General features: G+C 70.9%; 17 protein-coding genes and 1 pseudogene. 5 read left to right on the top strand and 13 right to left on the bottom strand.

Annotation, left to right across the window (positions count from 1 at the left end):
• Positions 1-113 precede the first annotated feature (113 nt).
• Positions 114-446 carry a hypothetical protein gene (locus tag QF027_RS27525; RefSeq protein ID WP_306978145.1) on the bottom strand — a complete coding sequence of 111 codons (333 nt, stop codon included), beginning with the start codon at positions 444-446 and terminating at the stop codon, positions 114-116.
• 110 nt (positions 447-556) lie between these two features.
• On the opposite strand from QF027_RS27525, the gene QF027_RS27520 reads away from it, so the two are divergent.
• On the top strand, positions 557-3,856 hold the full coding sequence (locus tag QF027_RS27520) for an AfsR/SARP family transcriptional regulator (RefSeq protein ID WP_307077748.1): 3,300 nt from the start codon (positions 557-559) through the stop codon (positions 3,854-3,856).
• Between the two features lie 46 nt (positions 3,857-3,902).
• A complete protein-coding gene (locus QF027_RS27515) occupies positions 3,903-4,523 on the top strand; it encodes a hypothetical protein (protein WP_307077747.1) in 621 nt (206 codons plus the stop codon).
• 127 nt (positions 4,524-4,650) lie between these two features.
• On the opposite strand, the gene QF027_RS27510 is transcribed toward QF027_RS27515, so the two are convergent.
• Positions 4,651-6,843 carry an outer membrane protein assembly factor BamB family protein gene (locus QF027_RS27510; protein ID WP_306978151.1) on the bottom strand — a complete coding sequence of 731 codons (2,193 nt, stop codon included), beginning with the start codon at positions 6,841-6,843 and terminating at the stop codon, positions 4,651-4,653.
• A gap of 390 nt (positions 6,844-7,233) precedes the next feature.
• Between QF027_RS27510 and QF027_RS27505 the strand changes: the two genes are divergently transcribed.
• On the top strand, positions 7,234-7,536 hold the full coding sequence (locus QF027_RS27505; protein WP_306978153.1) for a hypothetical protein: 303 nt from the start codon (positions 7,234-7,236) through the stop codon (positions 7,534-7,536).
• Here QF027_RS27505 and QF027_RS27500 read toward each other — a convergent pair.
• Positions 7,487-10,234 carry a tetratricopeptide repeat protein gene (locus tag QF027_RS27500; protein WP_307077744.1) on the bottom strand — a complete coding sequence of 916 codons (2,748 nt, stop codon included), beginning with the start codon at positions 10,232-10,234 and terminating at the stop codon, positions 7,487-7,489. The genes QF027_RS27505 and QF027_RS27500 overlap by 50 nt on opposite strands.
• Positions 10,235-10,582: 348 nt before the next feature.
• On the opposite strand from QF027_RS27500, the gene QF027_RS27495 reads away from it, so the two are divergent.
• The gene (locus QF027_RS27495) at positions 10,583-10,849 is read left to right on the top strand and encodes a hypothetical protein (protein ID WP_307077742.1); all 267 of its coding nucleotides are present in this window, start codon (positions 10,583-10,585) and stop codon (positions 10,847-10,849) included.
• A gap of 176 nt (positions 10,850-11,025) precedes the next feature.
• Here QF027_RS27495 and QF027_RS27490 read toward each other — a convergent pair whose 3' ends face one another.
• The 3 genes from QF027_RS27490 to QF027_RS27480 all read right to left on the bottom strand — a co-directional run bounded on the left by QF027_RS27490 (position 11,026) and on the right by QF027_RS27480 (position 14,572).
• A complete protein-coding gene (locus QF027_RS27490) occupies positions 11,026-11,250 on the bottom strand; it encodes a hypothetical protein (RefSeq protein WP_307077741.1) in 225 nt (74 codons plus the stop codon).
• 292 nt (positions 11,251-11,542) lie between these two features.
• A complete protein-coding gene (locus QF027_RS27485) occupies positions 11,543-13,078 on the bottom strand; it encodes a GMC family oxidoreductase (protein WP_307077739.1) in 1,536 nt (511 codons plus the stop codon).
• Between the two features lie 231 nt (positions 13,079-13,309).
• A complete protein-coding gene (locus QF027_RS27480; RefSeq protein WP_307077737.1) occupies positions 13,310-14,572 on the bottom strand; it encodes an MFS transporter in 1,263 nt (420 codons plus the stop codon).
• Between the two features lie 127 nt (positions 14,573-14,699).
• Here QF027_RS27480 and QF027_RS27475 point away from each other — a divergent pair, with 127 nt between their 5' ends.
• Entirely contained in the window at positions 14,700-15,305 is a 606-nt protein-coding gene (locus QF027_RS27475; RefSeq protein ID WP_306978164.1) for a CGNR zinc finger domain-containing protein, read from the top strand.
• Positions 15,306-15,595: 290 nt separating this feature from the next.
• Here QF027_RS27475 and QF027_RS27470 read toward each other — a convergent pair whose 3' ends face one another.
• From QF027_RS27470 to QF027_RS27440, 7 genes and pseudogenes are all read right to left on the bottom strand, one after another.
• Positions 15,596-16,108 carry a flavin reductase family protein gene (locus QF027_RS27470; RefSeq protein WP_306978169.1) on the bottom strand — a complete coding sequence of 171 codons (513 nt, stop codon included), beginning with the start codon at positions 16,106-16,108 and terminating at the stop codon, positions 15,596-15,598.
• A gap of 44 nt (positions 16,109-16,152) precedes the next feature.
• Positions 16,153-17,056: pseudogene (locus QF027_RS27465) on the bottom strand (UTP--glucose-1-phosphate uridylyltransferase).
• A gap of 41 nt (positions 17,057-17,097) precedes the next feature.
• A complete protein-coding gene (locus QF027_RS27460) occupies positions 17,098-18,594 on the bottom strand; it encodes an alpha,alpha-trehalose-phosphate synthase (UDP-forming) (protein ID WP_307077735.1) in 1,497 nt (498 codons plus the stop codon).
• Between the two features lie 260 nt (positions 18,595-18,854).
• Positions 18,855-19,922 carry a zinc-dependent alcohol dehydrogenase gene (locus QF027_RS27455; RefSeq protein ID WP_306978176.1) on the bottom strand — a complete coding sequence of 356 codons (1,068 nt, stop codon included), beginning with the start codon at positions 19,920-19,922 and terminating at the stop codon, positions 18,855-18,857.
• Between the two features lie 68 nt (positions 19,923-19,990).
• Complete coding sequence (locus QF027_RS27450) at positions 19,991-21,202, bottom strand: acyl-CoA dehydrogenase family protein (RefSeq protein WP_307077733.1); 1,212 nt, start codon at positions 21,200-21,202, stop codon at positions 19,991-19,993.
• 180 nt (positions 21,203-21,382) lie between these two features.
• Complete coding sequence (locus QF027_RS27445; protein ID WP_307077731.1) at positions 21,383-22,360, bottom strand: ParB/RepB/Spo0J family partition protein; 978 nt, start codon at positions 22,358-22,360, stop codon at positions 21,383-21,385.
• The gene (locus QF027_RS27440) at positions 22,357-23,127 is read right to left on the bottom strand and encodes a trehalose-phosphatase (protein ID WP_307077729.1); all 771 of its coding nucleotides are present in this window, start codon (positions 23,125-23,127) and stop codon (positions 22,357-22,359) included. The genes QF027_RS27445 and QF027_RS27440 overlap by 4 nt, the downstream gene beginning before the upstream one ends.
• Positions 23,128-24,010: the final 883 nt, after the last annotated feature.

The following is a 24,010-nucleotide window of genomic DNA, read 5'->3' as shown; positions in this document are numbered from 1 at the left end:
CCTGCGGGCCTCCCGCCCCAGCTCGCGGTGATCCCTGCCTGCTTTCACCAGGAGCGAGATCGCCATGACGACACCCGCACTCGGCAGCGCGACCGGAAGAGTCTCCCGACCCGTCATGAGCCGACCACGTCCACGATGACGTGTCCTGTCCGACGGTCCGCGCGGAGCACTGCGCGGGCCGCCCCGAGGATCTCCTCGTCCATCTCCAGCCCGGAGGCCAGGACCTGGAGCAGCCGGGTCCGCCACACATCGGGGTCCGTCTCGTACGCGTGCAGCACCCGTACGCCGTATCCACCCCGCACGCCGTCGCCGCCATCGGACAGCCGTCGGCGGACCGCGTCCCTCAGCACGGTGTGCAGGTCGTGGACGACTCCTCGTGAGGTGTCGGTGAGTCCGGCCGCCGCCCCCGTGGCCAACGCGGTGGCCACCAGCTCCACTTCGGTCACGTGGACCCCCTTCAGTTGTGCAAGTTGTGCGATGTCGTGTCCATCAACATGGTCGGGAGTGCTGCAATTCTGATGAAATTCCGATGACGTAGGGAAGCGGAGGCTTCGGGGTGGACGACCGCTCTCCTCAGCTGCTGCGGTGCGAAGTGCTCGGACCGTTACGGGCCTGGCGGGATGGGGAACCGCGGGAACTGGGGCCGGTCAAGCGGCAGGCGGTGCTGGCCGCGTTGCTGCTGCACCAAGGGGCCGTGGTGAGTCATGAGCGGCTGCTCGACGCCGTGTGGGGCGAGGAGCCTCCCGCAGGCGGCCACAAGGTGCTGCCCACGCACGTCAACTCGCTGCGCAGGGTGCTCGATCCGGAAGGCACCCCGCCCGCGGAGTCGGTGATCCGCAGCGGCAAAGGCTGGTACCGCTTCGTCGTCGAAGAGGTCAGGCTCGATACGGCGGAGCTGAACGAACGGGGCGACGAGGCGCTGCGCACCGTCACGTCGGGCGACCTGGCCACCGCCGCAGACCAACTCTCCGCAGTCATCGGGCTGTTCCGGGGCGAGCCGCTGGCCGGGCTGCCGGGACCATTCGCGCACAACGAGCGGCAGCGGTTGGAGGAACGCCGACGGACGTTCCGGCTGGAGCGGCTCAAGTGCCTTGTCCTGCTGGGCCGGTTCGGCGATGCCCTCGACGACCTGAGCGGGCTGTCGGCGGCTTCGGTGGCTGACCGCTACGACGAGGCACTGACCGCCTTGCGCATACGGGCCCTGTACGGCCGCGGGCGTCAGGCGGAAGCACTCAGAACCTACGAAGACCTGCGCGTACGACTGCGTGACGAGCTCGGAACCGATCCCGGTGAGGAACTGCGTCGGGTGCACGAAGCCGTACTGCACCAGGACGGCCCTTTCCTGCTGCGTCCGCGTGCGTCGGTGCTCTCCACACCGCACGAGGTCGCCGTGCCCGCCGAACTCCCGCACGACACACCGGGTTTCGCCGGCCGCAGCGGCGAACTCGAACGGCTCCATTCGCTGCTTGCGCCCCCGCGGGCGCCAGGACCAGTGAACGCCGTGGTCATCTCCGCCATCGGTGGCGCCGCCGGCATCGGCAAGACCGCGCTGGCCGTGCACTGGGCACACCAGGTCCGCGACCGCTTCCCGGACGGCCAGCTCTACGTCAACCTGCACGGTTTCGACCACGACCGACAGCCCCTCGAACCCGGCGAAGCGCTTGAACTGCTGCTGCGCAGCCTGGGGCTCGCGGCGTCGGAGATCCCCCCGCACCACGAGGCCCAGGGACGCGTGTTCCGGACCCTGCTGGCCGACCGGCGCATGCTCGTCCTGCTGGACAACGCGGCCTCCGCCGATCAGGTACGACCGCTACTGCCCGGCAGCCCGACCTGCTGCGTCCTCGTCACCAGCCGCAACCGGCTCGGCGACCTCGTGGCCCACAACGGCGCACACGCCCTGCCCCTGGATCTGCTCCAGCCGGACGAGGCCCGCGCCCTGCTGAGCCGGACCCTCGGCACGGACCGGGTCGACGACGACAAACACGCGGTCGACGAACTGATCCGGCTCTGCGGCAGCCTCCCCCTTGCCCTGCGCGTGGCCGCCGCCAGGCTCGCGGGCGATCCGGCCCTGCGGACGGCCGACCTCGCCGCCGAGATGACCGAGGGCAACAAGTTGGAAGCACTGGAGCCGGACGGCGCCGCCAACTCACCTTTGCGTACGGCCTTTTCGGTTTCGTACCGGGTCCTGGCACCCGGCGCACGCCGGCTGTTCCGCCTCCTCGGCCTGTTCCCGGGAGCGGAGTTCACCACCGAGAGCGCAGCGGCGCTCCTGGATGCGCCGCTGTCGCAGGCCCGGCGTCTGATCGGTGCGCTCGCCTCGGCCCACCTGATCGAACCCGCGGCAATGGGGCGTTACCGGTTCCACGATCTCCTCCGCGAGTACGCACAGGAGCGTGCGCTGGAGGAGGAGACGGCGCCGGATCGTGAAGCGGCCCTCGAACGGCTCCTGATCTGGTACCTGAACGCCACCCGAACCACCGCGGGGACCGGGCTCTTTCCGGAGCTGCCCAGCAGCCTCCGTCCCGGCAGGCACCCGGGCATGCCCTCGGCCACCGCGCCCGGACCATGGCTGGATTCGGAACGGGCGAATCTGCTCGCCGTCATCAACCATGCCGCCCACCACGGCCCCCGCCCCGTCGCCTGGCACCTGACCTCGGCGCTGTTCAACCACTTTTGGATCCATTTGTCACGGAAGACCTGGCAGACCACCGCGCAGACGGCACTGGACGCAGCCGAGACCGAGAGCGACCTGTTCGGCCAGGCCGCGATGCACTCCAGCCTTGCAGCGGCGCGGTGGGACCGGGGGCATGTCCGACAGGCGATGGAACACGCCACACGCGCACTGGACATCAGCCGGGAGCTCGGTTGGGCGACGGGCGAGGCGACGGGTATCGGCCTGAGAGGCTTCACGCAGTGGAGCATGGCGCGCCTCGACAGTGCGCTCGACGATTTCACCGTCGGCTTGCGCATCTTCCGCGAGACCGGGCATCGCTATTTCGAAGGATTCGGGTTGGTCGGCCTCGGTGTGGCCTGCCGGGATCTGGGGCGGCTGCACGAGGCCGCCGACCACCTCGAACGTGCCGTCGGCCTCACGGCGGAGATCAGCTGGTGGAACGCGGACTCGGCTCTGCAGATCCTGGGCGGGGTGTACTGGGAACTCGGCCGTTTCACCGACGGACTCGATCTCCTCGGCCCGGAGGTGGCTTCCGACAAGCGGGCCGGTTACCGCGACGGCCGCGCGATGATGTTCAACTCCATCGCGAAGATCAATGTCGAACTCGGCCGCCACCGCGAAGGCCTGGAGCAGGCCGAGCGAGCCTTCGCCCTGGTCGAGGACACGAAACGACACTGGGTTCAGTCCGGCATCCTCAACACGATCGCCGCCGCGCGCCGACGACTGGCGCAGCGGGACCGGGCTCTTCAGGCCGGCGAGCAGGCTCTCGCTCTGGCCCGCGAGGCGCGATTCCGGCGAGCCGAGGCGGACAGCCTCCTGTGCCTCTCCCTCACCTACAAGGAAACGGGCCGGTACGACGAAGCTCGAGGCCACGCCGAACAGGCACTGGCCCTGGCCCGCGACCACGCGTTCCGCGTGGTGGAGGGCCAGGCCCTGACAGCCCTGTGCGAGACGGCGGAGGCCGAGGAAGCCCACGGCACCGCCGTCAGGCTCGGCCAGGAGGCCCTCGCCATACACCGCGAGACCGGCCACCGCCCCGGAGAGGCCCGCACCCTCATGGCACTCGCCCGCTCCCACCGGAAGACCGACGGCGCTGCCGCCCAACTGATGAGGCGACAGGCATGGGCCATCCTCTCGGACATCGGCGTGCCCGAGACGGAGTACGAGGATCTCGACCGGTGACGGTGAGCCCATCAGCCTGCACGTCGCGTACACCACTCACCTCGGCATGAGCGCCTCCCTCAGCGACGACGCGTCCTTGCATGTCTCCGGGTACGTCTCCTACGAAGATCCGCGCGCGCACTGGCCCGCCAAACCCACCGTCACCCTGCAGTACTCCAAGGACGGAAAGAGCGGCTGGCGGGACGCCACCACCATGCCCGTCCCCGTCCGCTACAACAAACCGCTCTTCGACGAGACGTTCGCGCGTACCCTCACCACGCGGAACACCGACGCCTACTGGCGCGCCCGCTTCAACGGCAACCCCGACCTGGGCACCAGCACGACCAAGCCCGTCCACCTTTACCGCTACGCCACCCGCATCACCGGCTTTCGCGCCCATCCCGACCGGGTCCGCAGGTCACAACCGATCACTTTCGGCGGCACCCTCCAGTACAAGAAGGGCACCACCTGGAAGCCGCTCGACAGCGGCGCACCCACCCTCTACTTCAAACCCCGCGGCTCCAGCACCTACCACTACGTCTGCGAACTGGACAGCGACAGACACGGCCACCTCATGGGCATGGTGACCGCCGAGAAGGACGGCACTTGGGCCCTGGCCCTCAGCCGCGAGACCGGAGACCACTACCTCAGAAGCGCCCGGGTCACCGACTACGTCGACGTCCGATGACTTGCGATCGGCCTGGGCGGCGGTTGCACAGCATTTGTCGGACTTCCACAGTTCACTCACGCGCGGTTCCACGCATGCAGACGCCGGCCGGCGATGCCGTCTCACGTCGGCCACATGGTCCCGGCCCCTACAGCGTCACCGCATACAAGACGCCAGCGTCGCCACCAGCGATATACACCATCCCGTCGGCCACTGCAGGGTCCTCGTACAAGGATCTGGCGGTGTGGAAGTACCACCGCTTCTCGCCGCTCGCGGCGTCCACCGCGTACAGGTTGCCGTCCTTGCTCCCGACGTACACCACACCGCCCGCCACGGCCGGCGACGAGAGCACGGCGCCGCCCGTGCGGAACCTCCACCGCTTCTCGCCGCTCGCGGCATCCACCGCGTACAGGTTGCCGTCCTCGCTCCCGACGTATACCACACCGCCCGCCACGGCCGGCGACGAGGACACAAAGTGCTGGGTGGGGAACTTCCACCGCCGTTTGCCGGTCGCGGCGTCCACCGCGTACAGGTTGCCGTCCTGGCTCCCGACGAACACCACACCGCCCGCCACGGCCGGCGACGAGCGCACGGCCCAGCCCGTGGGAAACGTCCACCGCCGTTTGCCGGAGGCGGCGTCCACCGCGTACAGGTTGCCGTCCCCGCTGGCGACGAACACCACACCGCCCGCCACGGCTGGCGACGAGCTCACGGCGCCGCCCGTGCGGAACCTCCACCGCTTCTCGCCGCTCGCGGCGTCCACCGCGTACAGGTTGCCGTCGTGGCTCCCGACGAACACCACACCGCGCGCCACGGCCGGCGACGACTCCACGGCGTTGCCCGTGCGGAACCTCCACCGCTTCTCGCCGCTCGCGGCATCCACCGCGTACAGGCTTTCGTCGACGCTGCCGATATACACCACACCGCCCACCACGGCCGGCGACGAGAGCACGGCGCCGCCCGTGGGAAACGTCCACCGCCGTTTGCCGGTCGCGGCGTCCACCGCGTACAGGTTGTCGTCCCCGCTGCCGACGAACACCACACCGCCCGCCACGGCCGGCGACGAGGACAGGGAGCCCCCGGCGCGGAAGAGCCACCGCTGCTCGCCGGGAGCAGAGGAACCGCTGCCGCGGATCTTCCAGCCGACGAAGCCGAGTCCTGCGGCGGTGGCGCCGCCGAGGCCGAGCAGGGTCCGTCTGCGGGTGATCCCGGCCGGGCGTCCCGCAGCCTTCACCGGCGGCAGGGACGGGAGCCGCGCCCCGGGCGGCAGGACGATGAAGTCGTGCTGTTCCCTCGGCCGGGTCGTCGCAGGGCGCTCCGGCCGACCGGCGCCGGGTTCCGCCGGCACCGGCTCTGTGGGCGGGGGCTCGGACGTCTCGGGCGATGCGGGTGGTGGAGCCGGGGGCGGCGGCACGGCGGCGGTGCGCGAGTGCACGGTCGCGGCGACCGGCTCGGGGAGCCAGCCGGGCTCGGTGACTGTCCGGGTCGACGCAGTCGGCGTGGATGCCGGTGGTACGGCCGGCCGGCCGCCGGAGGTATCGGCCAGCTCGTGCAGCAGCGTGGTCACCGTGGGCCGCCGGTCGGGTTCCTTGGCCAGGCAGGAGGCCACCAGGGTCCGCAGGACCGGCGGAAGTTGGTGCAGGTCGGGTTCCTCGTACACGACGCGGAAACTGAGGGCGTGCGCCGAGCCGGTCCCGAACGGCCCGGACCCGGTCGCGGTGAAGGCCAGTACCGCACCCAGGGCGAAGACATCGCTCGCCGGTCCGACCCGCTTGCCGGTCAGTTGCTCGGGGGACATGAACCCCGGTGTGCCCACGACCGTGCCGGTGCGGGTGAGCGCGCTGGCCTCGCCCGCCACCGAGATCCCGAAATCGATGACTCGCGGTCCGTCCGCAGCGAGCAGGATGTTCGACGGTTTGAGGTCCCGGTGGACCACGTCGGCCGCGTGGATGGCCTCCAGGGCCTCGGCCAGCCCCGCCCCGAGTGCGAACACCTCGGCCTGGGGCCACGGTCCGTGCGCTGCCACGGCATCACCCAGCGGGACCCCGGGCACGTACACCGTCGCCAGCCATGCCGGTGATCCGTCCGGATCGGCGTCGACCACGCCCGCGGTGAACGCCCCGTTCACCCGGCGGGCAGCGGCCACCTCCCGGGCGAACCGGCGCCGGAAGCCGGCGTCCTCGGCCAGCTCCGGGCGTACGACCTTCACCGCCACGAACCGTCCGCCGGGCGAGCGCCCCAGGTACACCCGGCCCATCCCGCCCGCGCCCAGCCGGGCCACGATCCGGTACCGCCCCACCTGCCGGGGATCCCCCGCCTCCAGTGCCTCGAACGGCTCCACCCGACAACCCCCTGCCACGTTCCCACGCCCCAGCGGCCTCACGGGCTACCGCTGTCGAGATCGCACATCATGTCCGATGTCCCTGGCTCCGCACTACCGTTCGCCTGTCCGGCCCCTGATGGCTGGTCCACCGGCCGGACGATCACCAGGAGGCGCCGCCGTGTCCCGGCGCGGCCCAGCCTTCCGCAAATGCTTCAGCACCCCGGCGCCTGGGGGCACCCGGTCTTCCCGCACCGGGCCGGAACGGGGACCCGCGATCCCGCTCCTGACCCGGTCCGATGCAGGTGCCGGCGCATTCAGCGAAGGACAGCGAACGGGCCCCGGCTCTAGGTTCGGCAGCCTCAAGGCACGGCAGCGGCAACCTTCCAGCCGCTGCCATAAGGGGGCATCATGCGCAGGGCCGTTTCCGTGGTGGGCGTACTCATGATCGTGGTGGGTGTCGCGTTCGCCGTGCTGAGCCTGCTGACGTATGCGAACCAGGACGAGCGGCATGAGGTCGAACATCGTCTCTACGATCTCCAGCTCTCGCCCGAGAGCGAGGCGCGGGCGAGGGAGGACCTTCGGAGCATCCAGGACCGTGAATGGCTCAACATCCAGGTGGCGATCGGTGGCACGGTCGCGGCCGTGGCGGGGGGCGCGATGGTCAGGGCTGCCCGTCGGAGGCCGCCCGCGGTGCCTTCTCCGTCGCGTTGAGGTCCTGCGAGACCGCGACGGCCGGTTCCTGCGCCCACCGCGTCAGCAGTCGGTCGGCCTCCCGGGTACGCGGATGGTTGGCGCCCTGGACCCGGACCATGTCGGCCAGCAGGGTGGTGAGCCGGTCTGCGGCGGTGGCGTGGTCACCGCCGCGGTGCAGGAGTTCGGCCTGCTGCTGCCGGACCCGCAGGGTGCGCGGGTGATCGGCGCCGAGGACCCGTTCCAAGGTCCGCCGGAGCTGCTCCAGTCGGCCCGGCGCGGCGGCGGTGTCGCCGGCGACGCCCCGCCAGAAGGCCAGGTTGACCTGGTAGGTCAGGGTGGTGGGGTGCTCGGCGCCCAGCGCGAGTTCGGAGTCGTCGGCCGCTGTGACGAACTGCTCGATCGCCCCGTCGAGGTCGCCGGCGATCGCGTGCCAGTAGGCGAGGTTGTGCCGGGCGACGAGCGTATCGGGGTGCAGCCGGCCGACGACGGAGACCAAGCCGTCCACCGCCTGCTGATAGGTGGTCACAGCCAGCCGCACGTCACCCGTCTCCCCGACCCACCGGCTGAGGTCGGCGAGGATCTTCAACGTCGCCGGATGCCGGGGCCCGAGGTCCCGCTCCAGTTCCCGGGCAATCGCGGCGTACGCGTCGCGCGCGCCTTGGGCGTCCCCGGAGAGCCCGCGGCACAGGGCGACGTAGGCATCGGCGGAGGTCAGCAGCGGGTCACCGGCGGTGAGCGTCGCCCGCGCCTCGGCGGCCAGGGTGACGAAGTCGGCCAGCGCGGCGTCGATGAGGCCCGACTCCATCCGGAAGCGCGCCTCGTGCAGCCGGATGGACAGCGTGTCCGGGTCCGCGCGGCCGAGGCTGTCCTCCGCCTCACGCCTGATCTCCGCCAGCGACCGGACGGCCGCCGTGGTGTCCCCGAGGTCGCCCCCGGCCTGGGCCGCCTGCGAACGCAGCGTCAGAACGTCCCGGTGGCCGTCGCCCAGCCGCCGCCGCGCCTGGTCGGCCAGGCCCTGGGCCATGTCCCGGGCCGCGGCAGGACGGCCCAGAGCGGTCAGATGCGGCCCGAACCGGCGGAGCAGGGGATGCAGGCCGCAGCCGTGCCAGAGGTGACCGCCGGCATTCGTCAGCAGCACTTCGGCGCTGCGGTAGAGGGCGGTCTCCGTCTCCGGTTCGCAGTCCGGCGCGGACCACGCCTCCTCCAGCGCGTCGGCCGCGGCCGTGGCGAGCCGTTCGCGACGGTCGGCCGGTACACCGTCGCGGATCGCGCGCTGGACGAGGGAATGCACCTCGACGACCGCCGCGCCGGCAGGTCCATGGTGGGTGACCAGACTCAACCGGTGCAGTGCCCGCAACGCCAGTAGGGCGCCCCGTTGCGGGACGGGGTCACCGCCGAGCCAGTCGCGCCCCGCCGGACCGAGCAGTACCGCCTCGGGAATGCCGTCGGGCGCGAACATCGAGATCAGTTCGAGCATGGCACGGGCGGTCCCGGGCGGTGCCAGGGACTCCGCCCGTCCGAGGGCGAGTTGCAGGGTGCTCGTCACCGTGCCGCCGTACTCGTCCGCGGGCGAGGAAGGCGGAAGCAGACCGGCGATGCTCTCCCGCCGGTCCGCCAGAAGGCTCAGGTACGCGGGCAGGTCCATGCCGGTGTCGATGAGGAAGGCGGCCGCCTGGGAAAGGGCGAGTGGAAAGTGGCCGAGGGCTGCCGCGAGGGTCGCCAGATCCTCGCGACGGTGCGCCGGGGGCCCGTGATGCCCGGCGGCCGGGCCCAGGTCGAGCAGCAGCCGGTCGGCCAGGTAGGCGGTGGCCTCGTCGGCGGTGAACACGCCGACGGCAATCACCCGGACCCCCGGGCGCAGCAGCGTGGCGTCCCGCCGACGGGTTGCCAGGATGGTCCGGCCGGCGTCACCGGCGGGCCAGAGCCCGGAGAGTTCGCCAGGGTCGTCGATGTCGTCGAGGACCACGAGCCAGGGAGTGGCGGTCGATCTCAGCCAGGTCAGGAACAGGTCGGCCTGGGTCTCGTCGTCCCCGCCCGGGTCGTTGCCGGGTGCGGGTGCTTCCCCCGCGATGCTCGCGAGGCGCGCCCCGGACAGCGCCCGCCACGCACGGGCGTAACTGCCCAGAACCGAGAGGCGGTCGCCCGCGGGCACCCAGAGCAGGATCTCGGCCCGCTGCTTGGCGCGGTGGAACGCCGCCGAGGCCAGTTGAGACTTGCCGACGCCGCCCGCGCCCGTGAGCAGGATCTGCCGGACGGATGCGTCTCGCATGCCCGCGTCGATGCTCTCGGCCAATCCGTCACGCCGCCGCAGTGCGGCGGCATCACTCGGCGGACGGCCGATCACGATCTGCGGATTCGGATGCGACTGCGGCTGCGGCTGCTTTCCAGGGGCGGGGCTGCTCCGGTAATCCCGCGCGGTACGCCACAGCCGGTGCCAGTGGGCCACCGTGGGCTGATCGGCGGACGCGCCTCCGGCCGCCCTCTCGACGGCCTGCACCAACGCCATGACGGCTTCGAACCTGCGCGGTACCGACTGACCGCCGGCCCATTCACCGAGCCTGCGCGCGTTGACGGCGACCCGGCGCCCGGACGGCAGCTCCACCGCGCTGGCCCGCCGGGCCAGGGTCTCGTCCGACATGTCCGGCAGACGCCGCCGCAGCCGGGTCAGCGCCTCCGCAAACCTGACTCTGGGATCACCGGCTTCACGATCGTTCACCCGTGCCTCCCCCGCCCGCCACGCCGATCACCCGAGTCTAGGGGACGGCGCCTCCCCCGGTCCGGCCCGCAACGGGGACGAATTGCCGCCACAGCAGCCTCCGTTGACCTGCTCGGACAGCCCGCGCCGACTGCCTGGGACGGTAATCCGGGGCCGTCTCGCCCGTACCGTGGACCCGCTGCTGTGGGGCGTTGGAGCCGGGCACTGAGAAGAAGGAGTCTCCTCTTGGCCGTTGAACGCGCATACCCCGAAATGATCCGTGATGAGCATGACGTTCGGCCCTTCGATGGCCGACAGGGCTACGCACATGTGCGGGCATGGCGGTCGGCACCGGATCAAGTGACTGTCATGCTCAGCGGCCTGGGCGGCGGTTGCACTCTGGAGAAGTTGCTTCCCCTGCTGCGCGACGAGTACCCGGACGAGGCGGTGGAATTCTTCTTCCACATGCCCTCGGACTGGAGAGTGCTGGGGTACTACGCAGCACTGACGGTGGGTTCCGACGGCACAGTCGTCGAAACGCGCATGGCTGGAGACACGCTGGCCGCGCGCCTCGGACCCACCCTGTACGCGACCGAGGACCCGGACGACGAGTCGTGGGGCTGGGGCGGCACCTGAGTCACGAGCGCCGTCCACGCGCGGCTTCGCGGCACCCAGGACCGGATCGCGGACGCGATCACTCCTGCTCATGCGTCCGGCATGCCGCACCCGGACCCGCCGTGCACCGCACACTGCCGCGGCTCCCACGGAACACCCGGATGAGCCGCGGCCGGAACCATGTGGGTTGCGGGATGTCAGACCACGGTCGCACGAGCGGGGTCGAACGGGTTCCAGTCCGAGTCGACGTTCTTGAAGACCGGATCGGCGTTGCCGTTCGCGGAGAGGGGGAAGTGCCGCTCGGCGCCCACCGGGAGGTCGGCCTCACCGTCCGCCGGGGTCACCAGCGGCTTGGTGCCGGGCGCCTTTACGTCGGCCATGAACTCGAACCAGTCGGACCAGTCCCAGTAGCCGGAGCACATCAGGCCGGGAAACCCGCCGAATACGCGAGAACCACGGGCGCCACGGACACGTTCTCGACGTCGACGCTTCAGCCGACGCCGACAGAGACTCGACCTGCGGGGGAAGCCCCGGCCAGCCGGGGGATCACTGGCCGGGGCAGCTCATGGAAGCGGCGGCACTGCTCAGTGGCGGGACTCACGGGTGGAGGCAGGCCCGACGGAGCGGAGTGGGCACTGAAGGCGCGTTCGCTCCACGGCCCAGAGGGCGTCCCGGGCTCGAGCAGGGCCGGGACTGCTGGTGTTTTCCGCCTGGTCAGCGCTGCTGCAGCTGCAGAAGGACGTCCGCGGCCCGTTCGGCCAGCATGGTCACGGGAGCGTGCGTGTGGGCCCGTACGATGCTCGGCATCGTGGAGGCGTCCACCACACGCAGGCCCGTCAGACCCCTGACCGCAAATGTCGGGTCGACGACCGAGTGCTCGTCCGCACCCATCCGGCAGGTGCTGACGAGGTGGTGGATACTGCCTCCCGTGGTGCGGATATAGGCAGTGATGTCGTCGACCTCCTCGGACAACGCTCCATCCGTGAGGGGCTTGCCCATCCACTGCGCGAAGTCCGGCTGCCGCAGGACGTGTTGCGCCGCTCGTATCCCCGCGACCAGTGTCGCCAGGTCGTCTCCTGCCTCGTCGGAAAGGTAGCGAGGATCGATCAGGGGGGCGTCGTGCGGATCGGCGCTGCGCAGGGTGATCGCGCCACGGCTGCGCGGTCGCAGGAGGATCACGCCCAGCGCCAGCCCGTGTGCGGTAGGCCGCTGGTGCTCGCCCAGAGGCACCACCAGGTGGACGACCTCGATGTCCGGAGCCTCGAGTTCTTCGCGGGAGCGCAGGAAGAGCAGCGCCTCGGAGATGATGGAGTCCAGGGTGCCGTGACGGTCCCGCAGGTACTGGTCGATCTGCTGGGACGAGGCGTTCGCGCCGGGCGACCAGAAGCCCTGCGCCTCGAAGGCGAGGGGGACGAGCAGGTGGTCCGTCAGATCGCGGCCGACCGAGGGGATGTCCTGTACGAGCGGGACACCGTGACGGGACAGTTCCTCGGCTGGGCCCACTCCTGACAGCAACAACAGATGAGGGCTCCCCACGGCTCCGGCCGCGAGGATCACCTCGCGCTCCGCGCGGATGGTCTCGGTCCCCGACTCCGTTTCGACTTCGACCCCGACCGCGCGCGTGCCCTCGAACAGCACCCGGCGCACGAGGGTGTCCGCCCGCACGGTGAGGTTCGGCCGTTCCCGGGCTGCGGTGAGGTAGGCGTCCGCCGAGCTGTGCCGAAGGCCGTTGCGGTGTGTTGCGCGAGCCAGGGCGTAGCCCTCTTGGACCTCGGCTGCCGGGGAGTATCCCAGGTGCGCGCAGGCATTGAGGAATGCCGGGGTCACCGGCAGGGGATAGCGCAGGCCGGTCAGGCTGATCCGCTGCTCGGCCCGTTCGAAGTAGGGCTGGAGGTCGTCGTGGCTCCAGCCCTCCAGCCCCGTTTCGGCCCAGGCGTCGTAGTCCGCGCGATGCCCGCGGGTCCACAGTTGTGCGTTGATCACCGAGGAGCCGCCGACCGCCTTCCCGCGCGGGATCGGGATGGTGCGATCGGCCAGGCCGCGCTGCGGCACCGTCGCGAAGTTCCAGTCCAGGTCTCCGCCGAAGAGGCGCGGAAAGAGGATCGGCACCTGCACTTCGGGGCGGGTCTCCGGAGTCCCCGTGCCGGCCTCGATCAGGAGCACCCGCGCCGTACCGTCCGCGCTGAGCCGGTCGGCGAGTACGCATCCCGCCGAGCCGGCCCCGACGATCACGTAGTCCCACTGGCTCACTTCGCGACCGCCTCTCGGGCCTGAGCGTTGACACGCGTGGTCGGGGTCACACCCCAGGTCGTGCTCTTCCGGCAGAGGTTCTCGGTCATGGCAACTCCTTACCGTGTGCAGTGACGTTTCGATGGACGACGGCAGCCGTTCGCTGCCCTGCCCCGGTGGTGACAGGGGACAGAAACCGGGCCGTTCCGGCCGTCGCGTTCGGCCCAGTTCATCGGTGCCGGCGGGCGTGCTTCAGCGTCCGGCGGGCACGCCGTCCTCCCCGGCGGGCGCCGGCATGCGTGCGTCTGCGGCGGCCGTGACCTCCCGGCTTCGCAGGACGTGACGGAGCAGGGCCAGACCGGCCAGGAGCGCGACCAGGCCGCACACGCCGTTCCAGCCGAAGGCGGAGTAGGCACGGACACCGAGCCACGATCCGGCGCTGCCACCCAGGAACGCGCAGGTCATGTATGCGGTGTTGAGCCGGGCGCGGGCTTCGGGGCGCAGGGCGAAGATACGGGCCTGGTTGGCGACCTGCCCGGATTGCATGGCCACGTCGAGCAGCAGCATCCCCGCGCCGAGGCCCACCAGTCCGATGGCCCCGCCGAGGCGACCGGTGAGAAGCAGGGCCCCCGCGGCGATGGCGCCCAGCATGCACACCAGGTTCACGGCGTCGGGGCCGCGCCGGTCGGTGCGCCGGCCGGCAATGGGGGTGGCGAACATGCTGACTGCACCGACCAGAGCGAGCACGCCGACGGCCGGGGTACCCAGGTTGTAGTGCGGTCCGGTGATGAACAGGGCGAGCGCGGTCCAGGCGGCGCTGAAGGCGGCGAACACCAGGACCTGGTACTGGCAGGAGCGGCGCAGCAGCGGTTCGGTGCGCAGCAGATGCAGGGAGGCTGCCAGCAGCGCCGGGTAGCGCTGGTCGGTGCTCGGTGTCGTATGCGGGAGGGCGGCGGCCAGCGCGAGGGTGAGGATCAGGGCCATGACTGCGGCGACGAGGTAGGGCGCGCGCCAGCCCAGCCATTCGCCCAGGGTGCCGGAGAACGTGCGGGCCAGCAGGATCCCACCGATCAGGCCGGAGAGCAGGGTGCCGGTGACCGCGCCGCGGCGCTCCGGGGCGGTCAGGCCGGCGGCCATGGGGATGAGGATCTGCGGCACGACCGTGGTCAGGCCGACCAGGGCGCTGGCGACGGCGAGGACAGGCAGGGAGGTGGCCGTCCCGGCAAGTACGAGCCCCGCGCAGGTCACCAGGAGCAGGGTGGTGATCAGTCCGCGATGACGGAGCCGGTCACCGAGGGGGACCAGCAGGAAGATACCCGCGGCGTAGCCGAGTTGGGCGCAGGTGACGACCAAGGCCGCGGAGGCGGGGCGCACATGCAGGTCGTCGGCGATCAGTGGGCTGATCGCCTGGGGGAAGTAGATGTTGGCCACCGCGATGCCGCAGGCGACGGAGAGGAGCAGGATCAGGGGCCGGCTCAGCGCCGGCGGCGCAGTGGAGGAAACGCCTGGAGCCACGACACACACCTCGACCAGGAGAGGAAGGAAAGGACGGAAGGGGAAGGTGACGACTCGCCACCAGGAACCGATTTAACCGGTTCCCTCAACGTACCAGTAAAACCGGTTCCGCAGTAGGCTGTTTGGCATGGCTGTCTCTCCCGCACCGCCGGCCCCCCGCTTCCGCAGTGGCTCCGGACGGCTCTGCCTGGACTTCATGCGCACCCTGAGGCTGCGCGGCCTGGACGGTGCCACCGAGGAACTGGACACTCCCGAGGCCCTGACCGCCTGGGTCGTCCAGTTGGGCCCGTATCCCGACGGCACCGTCGTCCCGGTCCCGTCGGAGGCCGTCCTGCACCGGGCACGGGGGGTGCGGGAGGCCGTGCATGCGCTTCTGACGGCGGCCCGCGGCGGGAGCGGCCCCGCCGGATGCCCTGCGGACGACCGCGCGCTGCTGAACCAGGCGGCCGCCGCGGCGCCGCCGGTGCCGGTGCTCGACGAGCACGGCACGCTGACCCACACTGCGGCCGACCCGGTCGGCGCGGTTCTCGCCGACATCGCCCGCGATGCCCTCACCCTGGCGACGTCTCCCGTGCTGGAGCGGGTCCGCGCCTGCGCCGGGCCGACCTGCGCCGCCTGGTTCCTTGACACGTCCCGCCCGGGCAACCGGCGCTGGTGCTCCATGGACACCTGCGGGAACCAGGCCAAGAAGACCACGTGGCGGACCAAGCACGCGTCGGAGACCAGAGCCTGAACCAACGTCATACGACAGCCTCGGCGACCACTTCCAGCACGCGCGCGCACGCCACCGCGTCGGCCACACCGGGGCGAGCTGTGCGTGCGCCAGGGCGGATGCCGCATCGGTGACCCCCGGCACGCCCGGGAGTTCGGCATGCCGAAGGCAGATGTCGGGCCTGTACCGGCCGGGATGTACGGCACACACCTCCGCGTGCCCGGCGAGCGCGCAGAGGTGGTCGGGCACGGGATGCGCCGTCCCGGGGATCGCGAGGCCTCGGCCGCGGGGTTCCCTCATCCGGCCCGGCCTCAGTGGGCACGGGCCACTTCAGGCGCGGAGCCGGCGGGGCGGACGAAGCCGCGGTCGACGTACACCAACGCCTCCCGGTCGACGTGTGTGACGCAGTCCAGCACTCGGCCGATGAGCATGCTGTGGTCACCGCCGTCCACCACGTCGTGCAGGCGGCACAGGAGCCGGACCACCGCCTCGGGGATGCCGGGCAGCCCCCGTTCGAGCGGGACGGTGTCACCGGCGGCGAACCGGTCGACGCCCGACGTCGCAAAGCGCCGGGCGATGTCGGTCTGGTCATGGGCCAGTACGTTGACCATGAAGTGGTCGGCGGTGGCGAAGGCGGCGTGCGTACTGGCCTTCTTGTCCAGGCTGACCGTCACCAGCGGCGGGGTCAGGGACAGGGAGACGAAGGAACTCGCGGTGAATCCCCAGCGGCGGCCGGTCTCGTCGACCGTGGTGGTGACGACCACGGGCCCCGGGACACGGGCCATGGCGCGGGTGAAGTCGAGCTCTCGGGTGTCGGCGGGCATGGATACGGTGCCTCCTCGAACGAAGTCTGGAACAAACGGGTTGGTCAGGCGGCCAGGTCGCGGGCGACCAAGGTCTGCGGCCAGGGGCGGAACCCCGGGCCGACGTCCCCACGTCGGCAGGCGAGCCGGACGGTGACACGCAGGTACTCGCCGCGGTCGCCGGTGTCGTGGCGGTGGCCCGTGAAGACCACCGCGTGGACCGGGCCGCCGATCCCGGGGTCACGCGCCATGGTGCTCAGGGCGTCGGTGGGTTGGATCTCGCCGGCGCGCCCTGGCCGGGTCTTGGCGAGAACCTCGAAGACGGCCGGATCGAGGACGTAGCGGCCGATGACGGCGCGGCCGCTGGAGGCCTCGCCGAGTTCGGGTTTCTCGACCGGATCGGTCACTCGCACGATGCCGTCCCGCCCCGCGGACTCGGCCGCCGCACAGCCGTAGCGGTGGATGTGCTCGGCACCGACGTCCATCGGGGCGATTGCCGCCGAGTTCCTCCCGTACGGCGGTCATGGACGACAGGAGCGGATCAGCGGGGTCGATCAGGTCCCCGCCGAGCAGTACGGCGAACGGTTCGGCCCCGACGTGCGAGGCCGCGCCCAGCACCGCGTGCCCCAGCCCCCGGGGGTCGCCCTGGCGGACGCAGTGGACGGTCGCGAGGTCGGTCGAGGCGCGGACCAGGTCGAGCCGGGCGGTGTCGCCCTTGCCGGTGAGGACCGCCTCCAGTTCTGCATTGCGGTCGAAGGGGTCCTCCAGGGTGCGCTTTCCGCGGCCGGTGACCATGAGGACGTCATCCAGGCCGGGGGCGACTGCTTCCTCGACGACGTACTGGATTGCGGGCTTGTCGACGATCGGCAGCATCTCCTTCGGAGTCGCCTTCGTCGCGGGCAGGAAGCGCGTGCCCGGTCCGGCGGCCGGGATGACGGCCTTGCGGACACGCGGAGGCGGGGCGGTCATGGTGTCTGCGTCCTTGTCGTCGGGGCGTGGTGGTCGCGGCGTCAGGCGACGCTGGCGCGCGGTGGCGCTTCGTCGGAGTCCGCCGGCAGTGACCCGGGGCCCGCCCCTGCCAGCACCGTGAGGAACGAACGGGCCCAGTGGTGGACGTCCCGCTCGCGGACGTGGCGGCGCAGCTCCCGCATGCGGAGCCTGCGCTCCCCCTCGTCCAGGTGCAGGGCGGTGACCATGGCGTCCTGGAGTTCGGCGAGGTGATGCGGGTTCACCAGGAGCGCCTCGGTGAGTTCGTGGGCCGCGCCGGCGAACTCACTGAGCACCAGAGAGCCATCCAGGTCGGGGCGGGCGGCGACAAACTCCTTCGCCACCAGGTTCATACCGTCGCGCAGCGGCGTCACGAGCATCACGTCGGCCGCCCGGTAGAACGCAGCGAGTTCGGCGCGGTCGACAGTGGTGTGCAGGTAGTGGACCGGCACCCGGCCGACCTGCCCGAACACCCCGTTGATACGCCCGACCTGCGCCTCGACCCGCGTACGCAGCCGCCGGTAGTGCTCGACGCGCTCCCGGCTGGGCGTGGCGATCTGTACGAGGACGGTGTCCCGCGCGCTGACCCGGCCGTCGGCCAGGAGTTCCTCGAAGGCCCGCAGTCGTTGGTCGATGCCCTTGGTGTAGTCGAGCCGGTCGACGCTCAGCATGATCCTTCTGCCGTCGCCCAGTCGACGGCGGATCCGCCGGGCCTGCTCCTGTACGGCCTCGCTGCGAGCCAGTTCCTCCAGGTCGGCCGCGTCGACGGAGATGGGGAACGCGCCGACGCGGACCTCCCGGCCCGGCAGTCGCACCGCTCCCAGCACGGGTGTACCGTGCGGGCGGCTCACACTCTCACCGCCGCGCAGCCGGCGCACCAACTGCAGGAAGTTCTGTGCGTCACCGGGCAGTTGGAAGCCGACCAGGTCCGCTCCGAGCAGCCCCTCCACGATCTCCGTGCGCCAGGGGAGCTGGAGGAAGAGCTCGGGGGGCGGAAAGGGGATGTGCAGGAAGAAGCCGATGCGCACGTCGGGACGCAGGGCGCGCAGCAGCGCCGGGACCAGCGTCAGCTGGTAGTCCTGGATCCACACAGTGGCTCCAGGACCGGCGATGGCCGCCGCGTGCTCCGCGAACCGCTGGTTGACCCGGTGGTAGCTGCGCCACCACGCCCGGTCGAAGTCGGGTGGCGCCACCACGTCGTGAAACAGCGGCCACAGTGTGGCGTTCGAGAATCCCTCGTAGTAGTCCCTGTGCTCGTCGACGTCGAGGGGCACAGGGTGCAGGCGCAGGCCCTGGTCGGGGAAGGCGGCAGGGGTGCTCTCGGTGGTGCCGGCCCACCCCACCCAGGCGCCTCGCCGGGCGTGCAGGATGGGTTCCAGAGCACTGACCAGCCCCCCCGGGCTGCGCCGCCAGCGCGGGGAGTCCGTGCCCCGCGATTCCAGGTGGACCGGGAGGCGATTGGCGACGACGACGAACTCGGCGTCCGGCCGCGCGGGATGGCGGATCCTGGGCGTGTCCACGTCCTGGTTTCCCTTCTCGAGGGGCCGAACCCGGCGGACACGGCGGAGCTGGGCGCCCGCCGGGTTCGGCAGCGTGTGCGGGGGAGGTTGTCAGCGGGTCGGCGCAGTCCGTTGCGGTTCGCAAGCGCCCTGAAGGGGCGCGCGGTTGTGTCGGCTCACGGCCCACCGCGGGGTGCGACCAGCCACGACGGCGCCGCGGACGATCGACGACATATCGCGTCCGGCGGCGCCGCCGCATGTCGGCACAGTCAGCGGAACGCTCAGGCAGCGCGGAAGTCGACGATCGTCTTGAGGTCGGTGGTGCTGCGGTAGTTCTTGAAGATCTCGACGAGGCCGTCGTAGTCGTCGAAGCTGTGCACGGTGGACAGCAGGCGCTTGCCGTCGACGATGCCCGACACCAGCATCTGCATGGCCGCCTGGATCACGTTCGCGGAGTGGTGCATCGGGAACGCGGTCACGTCGAACGGGGAAGCGGTGATGTTGATGCCCTTGGCAAGCATCAGCCACGTGTCGAATTTCTGCATCTCCTGCGAGGCCCCGTACAGCACGTAGTGGCCCTTGGGCTTCAACCGGCGCATCGCCACACGCCGGGGGTCCTTCTCCTCGTCGTCGACCTTGACGGTGGGCAGGGCGTCGAAGACGTAGTCGAAGGTGTTCTCCGGGACCTCGGCGATGAGCTCCTCCGGCAGGAACGCCCGCTCGGAGAAGTGCTCCTCGGCGTGCCGGTTGCGCACCGGGTTCGCGTCCACCGACACCACCTGGTTCGGGGCGAGCAGGCGCTTGATGACGCTGCCGGCGATGATGCCGATCGGGCCGGTGCCCATGATGAGGACCCTGTCGCCGATCTTCGGAGGGTTGGCCAGGATCGAGCGCAGCGCGCCGGTGGTGGGTTCGATGAAGGACGCCTGCAGGTCGTCGAGGGCTTCGGGGACCTTGACGGCGGCGGCCCGCAGGTCGTCGGAGAAGTTCCGGTCGGCCCAGAACACGTCCTCCTTGACCTCCCCGGAGAAGATCGGGCGCAACGTCCGGTACTCGGCGAAGCCGTCGAAGTCGGTCTGGCCCCAGTACACGATCCGGTCGCCGATCTCTATGTCGGAACGGGTGAACTCCGGCCCCTTCTCGACGACTTCTCCGAGGTACTCGTGTCCCAGGACGACCGGGTACTCAGAAGGGAAGAGGTGCCCTTCGAAGAAGGAGATGTCCGTCGAGCAGATCGACACGCAGCGGGTGCGCAGCAGCAGGCCGTCGGCCGGGACCTCGGGGCGCGGCACCTCCGCGATGACGGTCTGACGCGGGGCGAGGAGCTGGAGGGCCTTCATGGTCGGCATGGTTGTCCTTCCGGGCAGATTGCGGTGACGAGGTGGCCGTTCCCTGGAGAGGAGGGACGGGATGGTGCTCAGCGGCGCATGCTCAGGCCGCCGCCGAGGAGGTACTGGCCCGCCATCTCGACGTTCGTCGGCGACAGGGTGATGTGCTTCGCGGCCGAATGCGCGTCTCGGAAGTAGCGTTCGAGCATGCTGCTCGAGTACAGCGAGGAGGTGCCCGCGACGGTGAACAGGCTGTCGATGGCCGCACAGCACTGGTCCGCCACGGTGGCCGCTGCCAGCCGCACTGTCGCGCTCAGCGAGTCCCCGCCCACCTCGCCGAACTGTTCGGCGTGCCAGGCGGCGTCCGCCAGCAGCAGCCGGGACGCCCGGACCTGGGCCTCTGCCCGGGCGAAGCGCTCCTGCACAGTGTGGCTGGCGGCCAGGGTGGTCGTGCCGGCCATCGGCTTCTTGGCCACAGCCAGCCGCTGGAACTCCCGCAGCGCGCCCTGGGCCGCACCCAGCACCGTCGACGAGGACCCGAACAGCCCGAAGTCGTAGTAACTGATTCCGTAGCCGCGCGAGGGACGGGCGGGCGGAGCGAAGAACATGTCCCGCTGGGCCACCGTGTACGCGTCGGCGACGAACACGTCGTCGACTTCGTAGTCCTCGCTGCCCGTGCCGCGCAGCCCCAACGTGCGCCAGTTGTCCAGCATCCGCACGGCCTGCTTGGGAACGAACAGCATCCGGATCTCCGGGCCATGCTCCGTGTGCCGTGGCGTGCCGTCGACGGCGATCCGCGCCGCGCACACCAGCCAGGCGGCATGCGCCGAACCGCTGGCGAAGCCCCAGCGCCCGGAGAGGCGGTAGCCGCCGTCGACCGCCTCCGCCACTCCGGTCGGATTGACCGAGCCGACCACCAAAGCGTCCTGGTCCCGGAACAGTTCACACGCAGCCGACTCGGGCAGGTAGTCCGACAGTCGGCCGATGGCGGCCTGCACTCCCATCTGCCAAGCGACCGCCGGGTCGACACGGGACAGCGCCTGAAGCGCCTGGGACCCGGTCTCCAGCGTCACCTGGGAGCCGCCGAGGTCACGGGACACGAGCATCCGGGGGAACCCGGCCTCCCGTAGCGCCTCGATAACCGGCACCGGGGAGAACCGCTGGCGCTCGCCTTCCTCGCGCCATTTCTCGATGACGGGGGCGATCCCGTCGACGCGGCCGAGCCAGTCCGCGGTCTCCGCCGACACGGGCTTGTTGTCGATCAGCGCGAGGCGCTCTTCGTTTCCTTGGTTCTGAGCCATACCCACCTCCTGATGTCGCTGGGAACATAGGCGGCGGGAAAGTGTGTTCAAGACGCGAATCCGGCGGTCATGGGGGCCTCTTGACCGATGCATTACGGCGAGAAGGGGAGGCGCCCCGGAGCAGGCGAAAAGGGGCGGCCGACGTCTTGAAGACGCCGGCCGCCCCAACGGAGGTGCAGGTCAGCCCGCTCGCTCGAGCATGCTGAGGAACGCCAGCCAGGTGTCGATGTGCTGGTACACCGCGGCGGTCAGGGCCGCCCGGTTGTGCAGCGGAACGGCCGCCGACAGGGCATCTCCCCCGGCATCCAGGAGGGCGCGGTTGTCCAGCAGGCGCAGCAACTGCCGTCCTGCTTCCGAGAACCGGAGGGACGGGTCACGGGTCAGTACGGCGAGTGGGTCCTTGACCGGGGCCACGGCAGGGCGCGGGTCCGGCACCCGGAGGCGATTGTTCCGCTCGACGGCGGTCAGCAGCACGCGCTCGTCGCGAACGGCGGCTCGACGCCCGACAGGGTCCTCACCCCGCTCCACGCGGGCTCGGACATCCCGCGCGGTCCCCACGGAGATTCCGGCGGCCTCGGCGATCTGGCGCAGGGAGGCATCCGGGTGCTCACGCAGATGGGCAGCGGCACGTTCCCGGCCGACGGAGGGATCCACGGGACGGGCCCGGCCGTCGCGTCCCACCCTGCTGTTCAACTGGGGCTCGTTCCCGGTTGAACGCCGTCTGATGGCCGCCACCGTCTTCGTGGACAGGCCCGCGGCCTGCGCGATCGCACGGTTGGACCACTGCGGGTAGGCGGCCACGATGCGCCGGGCAGCCGCCGCTCGCTCCTGCTGACTCAGCCGCCTGCCACGATGAAGGTTGGCCTGCACGGCCTGGACGAACGCTTCTTTCTCGTCCCCGTCGAAGTAGCGGACGTCGATGTCGGCACGACCGGCCAGGGTCGCCGCCGTGAGCCGATGCATGCCGTCGATGACGCGCATCGTGCGTCGGCACACCAGGATCGGCGGCAGCTCCCGCACCTCCATCAGTGACCTGGCGTAGGCGAGATCCACCTCCCCGGACCGCGGAGAGTCGGCGGGCACCAGCGCCGCGATCGCCACCGGTTCCGACCGCGGCACGATGGGGCCCTTCTGCGTGCGCGGGGCGAGTTCTGTCATGGCCGTCGGCCCACGAGAGCTCTCTCGGCGGCGGCCAGGAGCGCCGCGACTCCGTCCGGTCCGGACACCCGCAGGGCGCAGCTGCTCGCAAGCTCCGGTACCACCTCGTCCTCGGACATGGGCGCGCTGTGCACAAGGACGCCGGTGCCGCCCCGTGCGCAGCGGTCGGACAGCAGGCGGACGACCGGCGGGTCGGCGAGGTCGTCCCCCGCGTACAGCACGGACCGTGTGGGCCGCTCGGCCAGGACGGCGGCCAGGACGGTGCCCTTGTCGATGCCGTCCGGACGTAACTCGAGGACCAGGCGGCCCACTTCGGCTCGCAGACCGAGATCGCCGGCCGGCGCGCGCACCGGCGGTTCCATCAGCCCGAGGGCAGCGGGCGGGTTCTCGCAGCAGCGCGTGTGCAGGGACAGCCCATGCGTCTTGTCCTCGATCCGCGCGGGGACGCCGCTCTGCGCCAGCAGTCGGGGACGGCGGGCCCGCCCCTGCTCCAGGGCGGGATGCGGCGGGGGCGAGCTCAGCCGGTCCGTGGCGGAGTCCCCACGCTGAAGCCCGTGGTGACCGAGCACCGTGGTCGGCGGCCCGTCGGGGCCTGAGCGCAACATGGCCGTACGCACCACGTGTTCGGCCGGGCGCCCGGTCGGGACCACGACGCGCAGCCCACGCCCGGCCGGCGCGGTGAGCACCGCCATGACCCGCGGCAGCGGGCGGGCGGCGGCGGGGTCGCCGAGGATCGGAGCGAGGGTGTCGTCGAAGTCGACGGCCATGGCGGCCTCTTGGGGGGCACGCCGGAGGGCCCGAAGGACCTCCGCCCCTACCGCAGAGAGAGCTGCCGCACAGATCGCGCCAGAGTCGGGCAGCAGCGGGTCGGTTGGACACCGAGCGGGAAAAGGCGAAGAACTGCTGTTCATGAACTGTGTCTCCGTAGACATCCGCGGTGTGGACAACGGGTGCGGGACAGTCGGGAGCGTCGGTGATCCACGACTGGACAGATCCGGGATCGGATATCACGCGAGGGGTCCGCGGTGAGCCCGCGGCGGCCGTGCGCGCGGCGGGGCCACTCGGGGCAGTGACGTCACATGGGTACGGAACGACCAGGACACCGAACGACAGTGTGGGCCGGCCGAAGCGTCAATCGCCTCGGTTCGCTTCCGGCCGCGGTCATGCTGCTGCTGCTCATGCTCCGACATCCCCCGTCGTGTAACCGCACGTAGCTCTCTGCAGTGACTACACAGGCGAGTTCACTGGGCGCCCGGTCCGATCGCCAGGGTCAGTTGTGGCCGACTGGACACGAGCGGCCACCGTCCTGCGCGGACCGCCCCCGTAGGACAACGAGCCCTCGGTGCGACCTCTTCCCGGCCCGTCGGCACACGACATGCACGGTGCCCCCTCATGCGCCGTCCTCACCTGCGGAAAGGCTCCACGATGGCAATGTTCCGCACAAAATCCGCTTGCTTCAAGGGAGTTGTGACGAAGGATTGGCAGAGTGGGCTGCTCAAGGTCCAAAACGGGGAGGAAGATTATGGACAACAGGCCACCGGTAGACGCACCGCTCATTGACATATCCGCCACTCGCGGGGACGCAACATCCGAATTGCTGACCCGGGCCGTCGACACGCTCGCGGAGCTCACCAACGAAGAGATCGCAGG

Source organism: Streptomyces canus (genome assembly GCF_030816965.1).
GTDB classification, from domain to species: Bacteria; Actinomycetota; Actinomycetes; order Streptomycetales; family Streptomycetaceae; genus Streptomyces; species Streptomyces canus_E.
The sequence above is the reverse complement of the archived record's forward strand: the minus strand, read 5'-3'. Positions and strand labels throughout refer to the sequence as shown.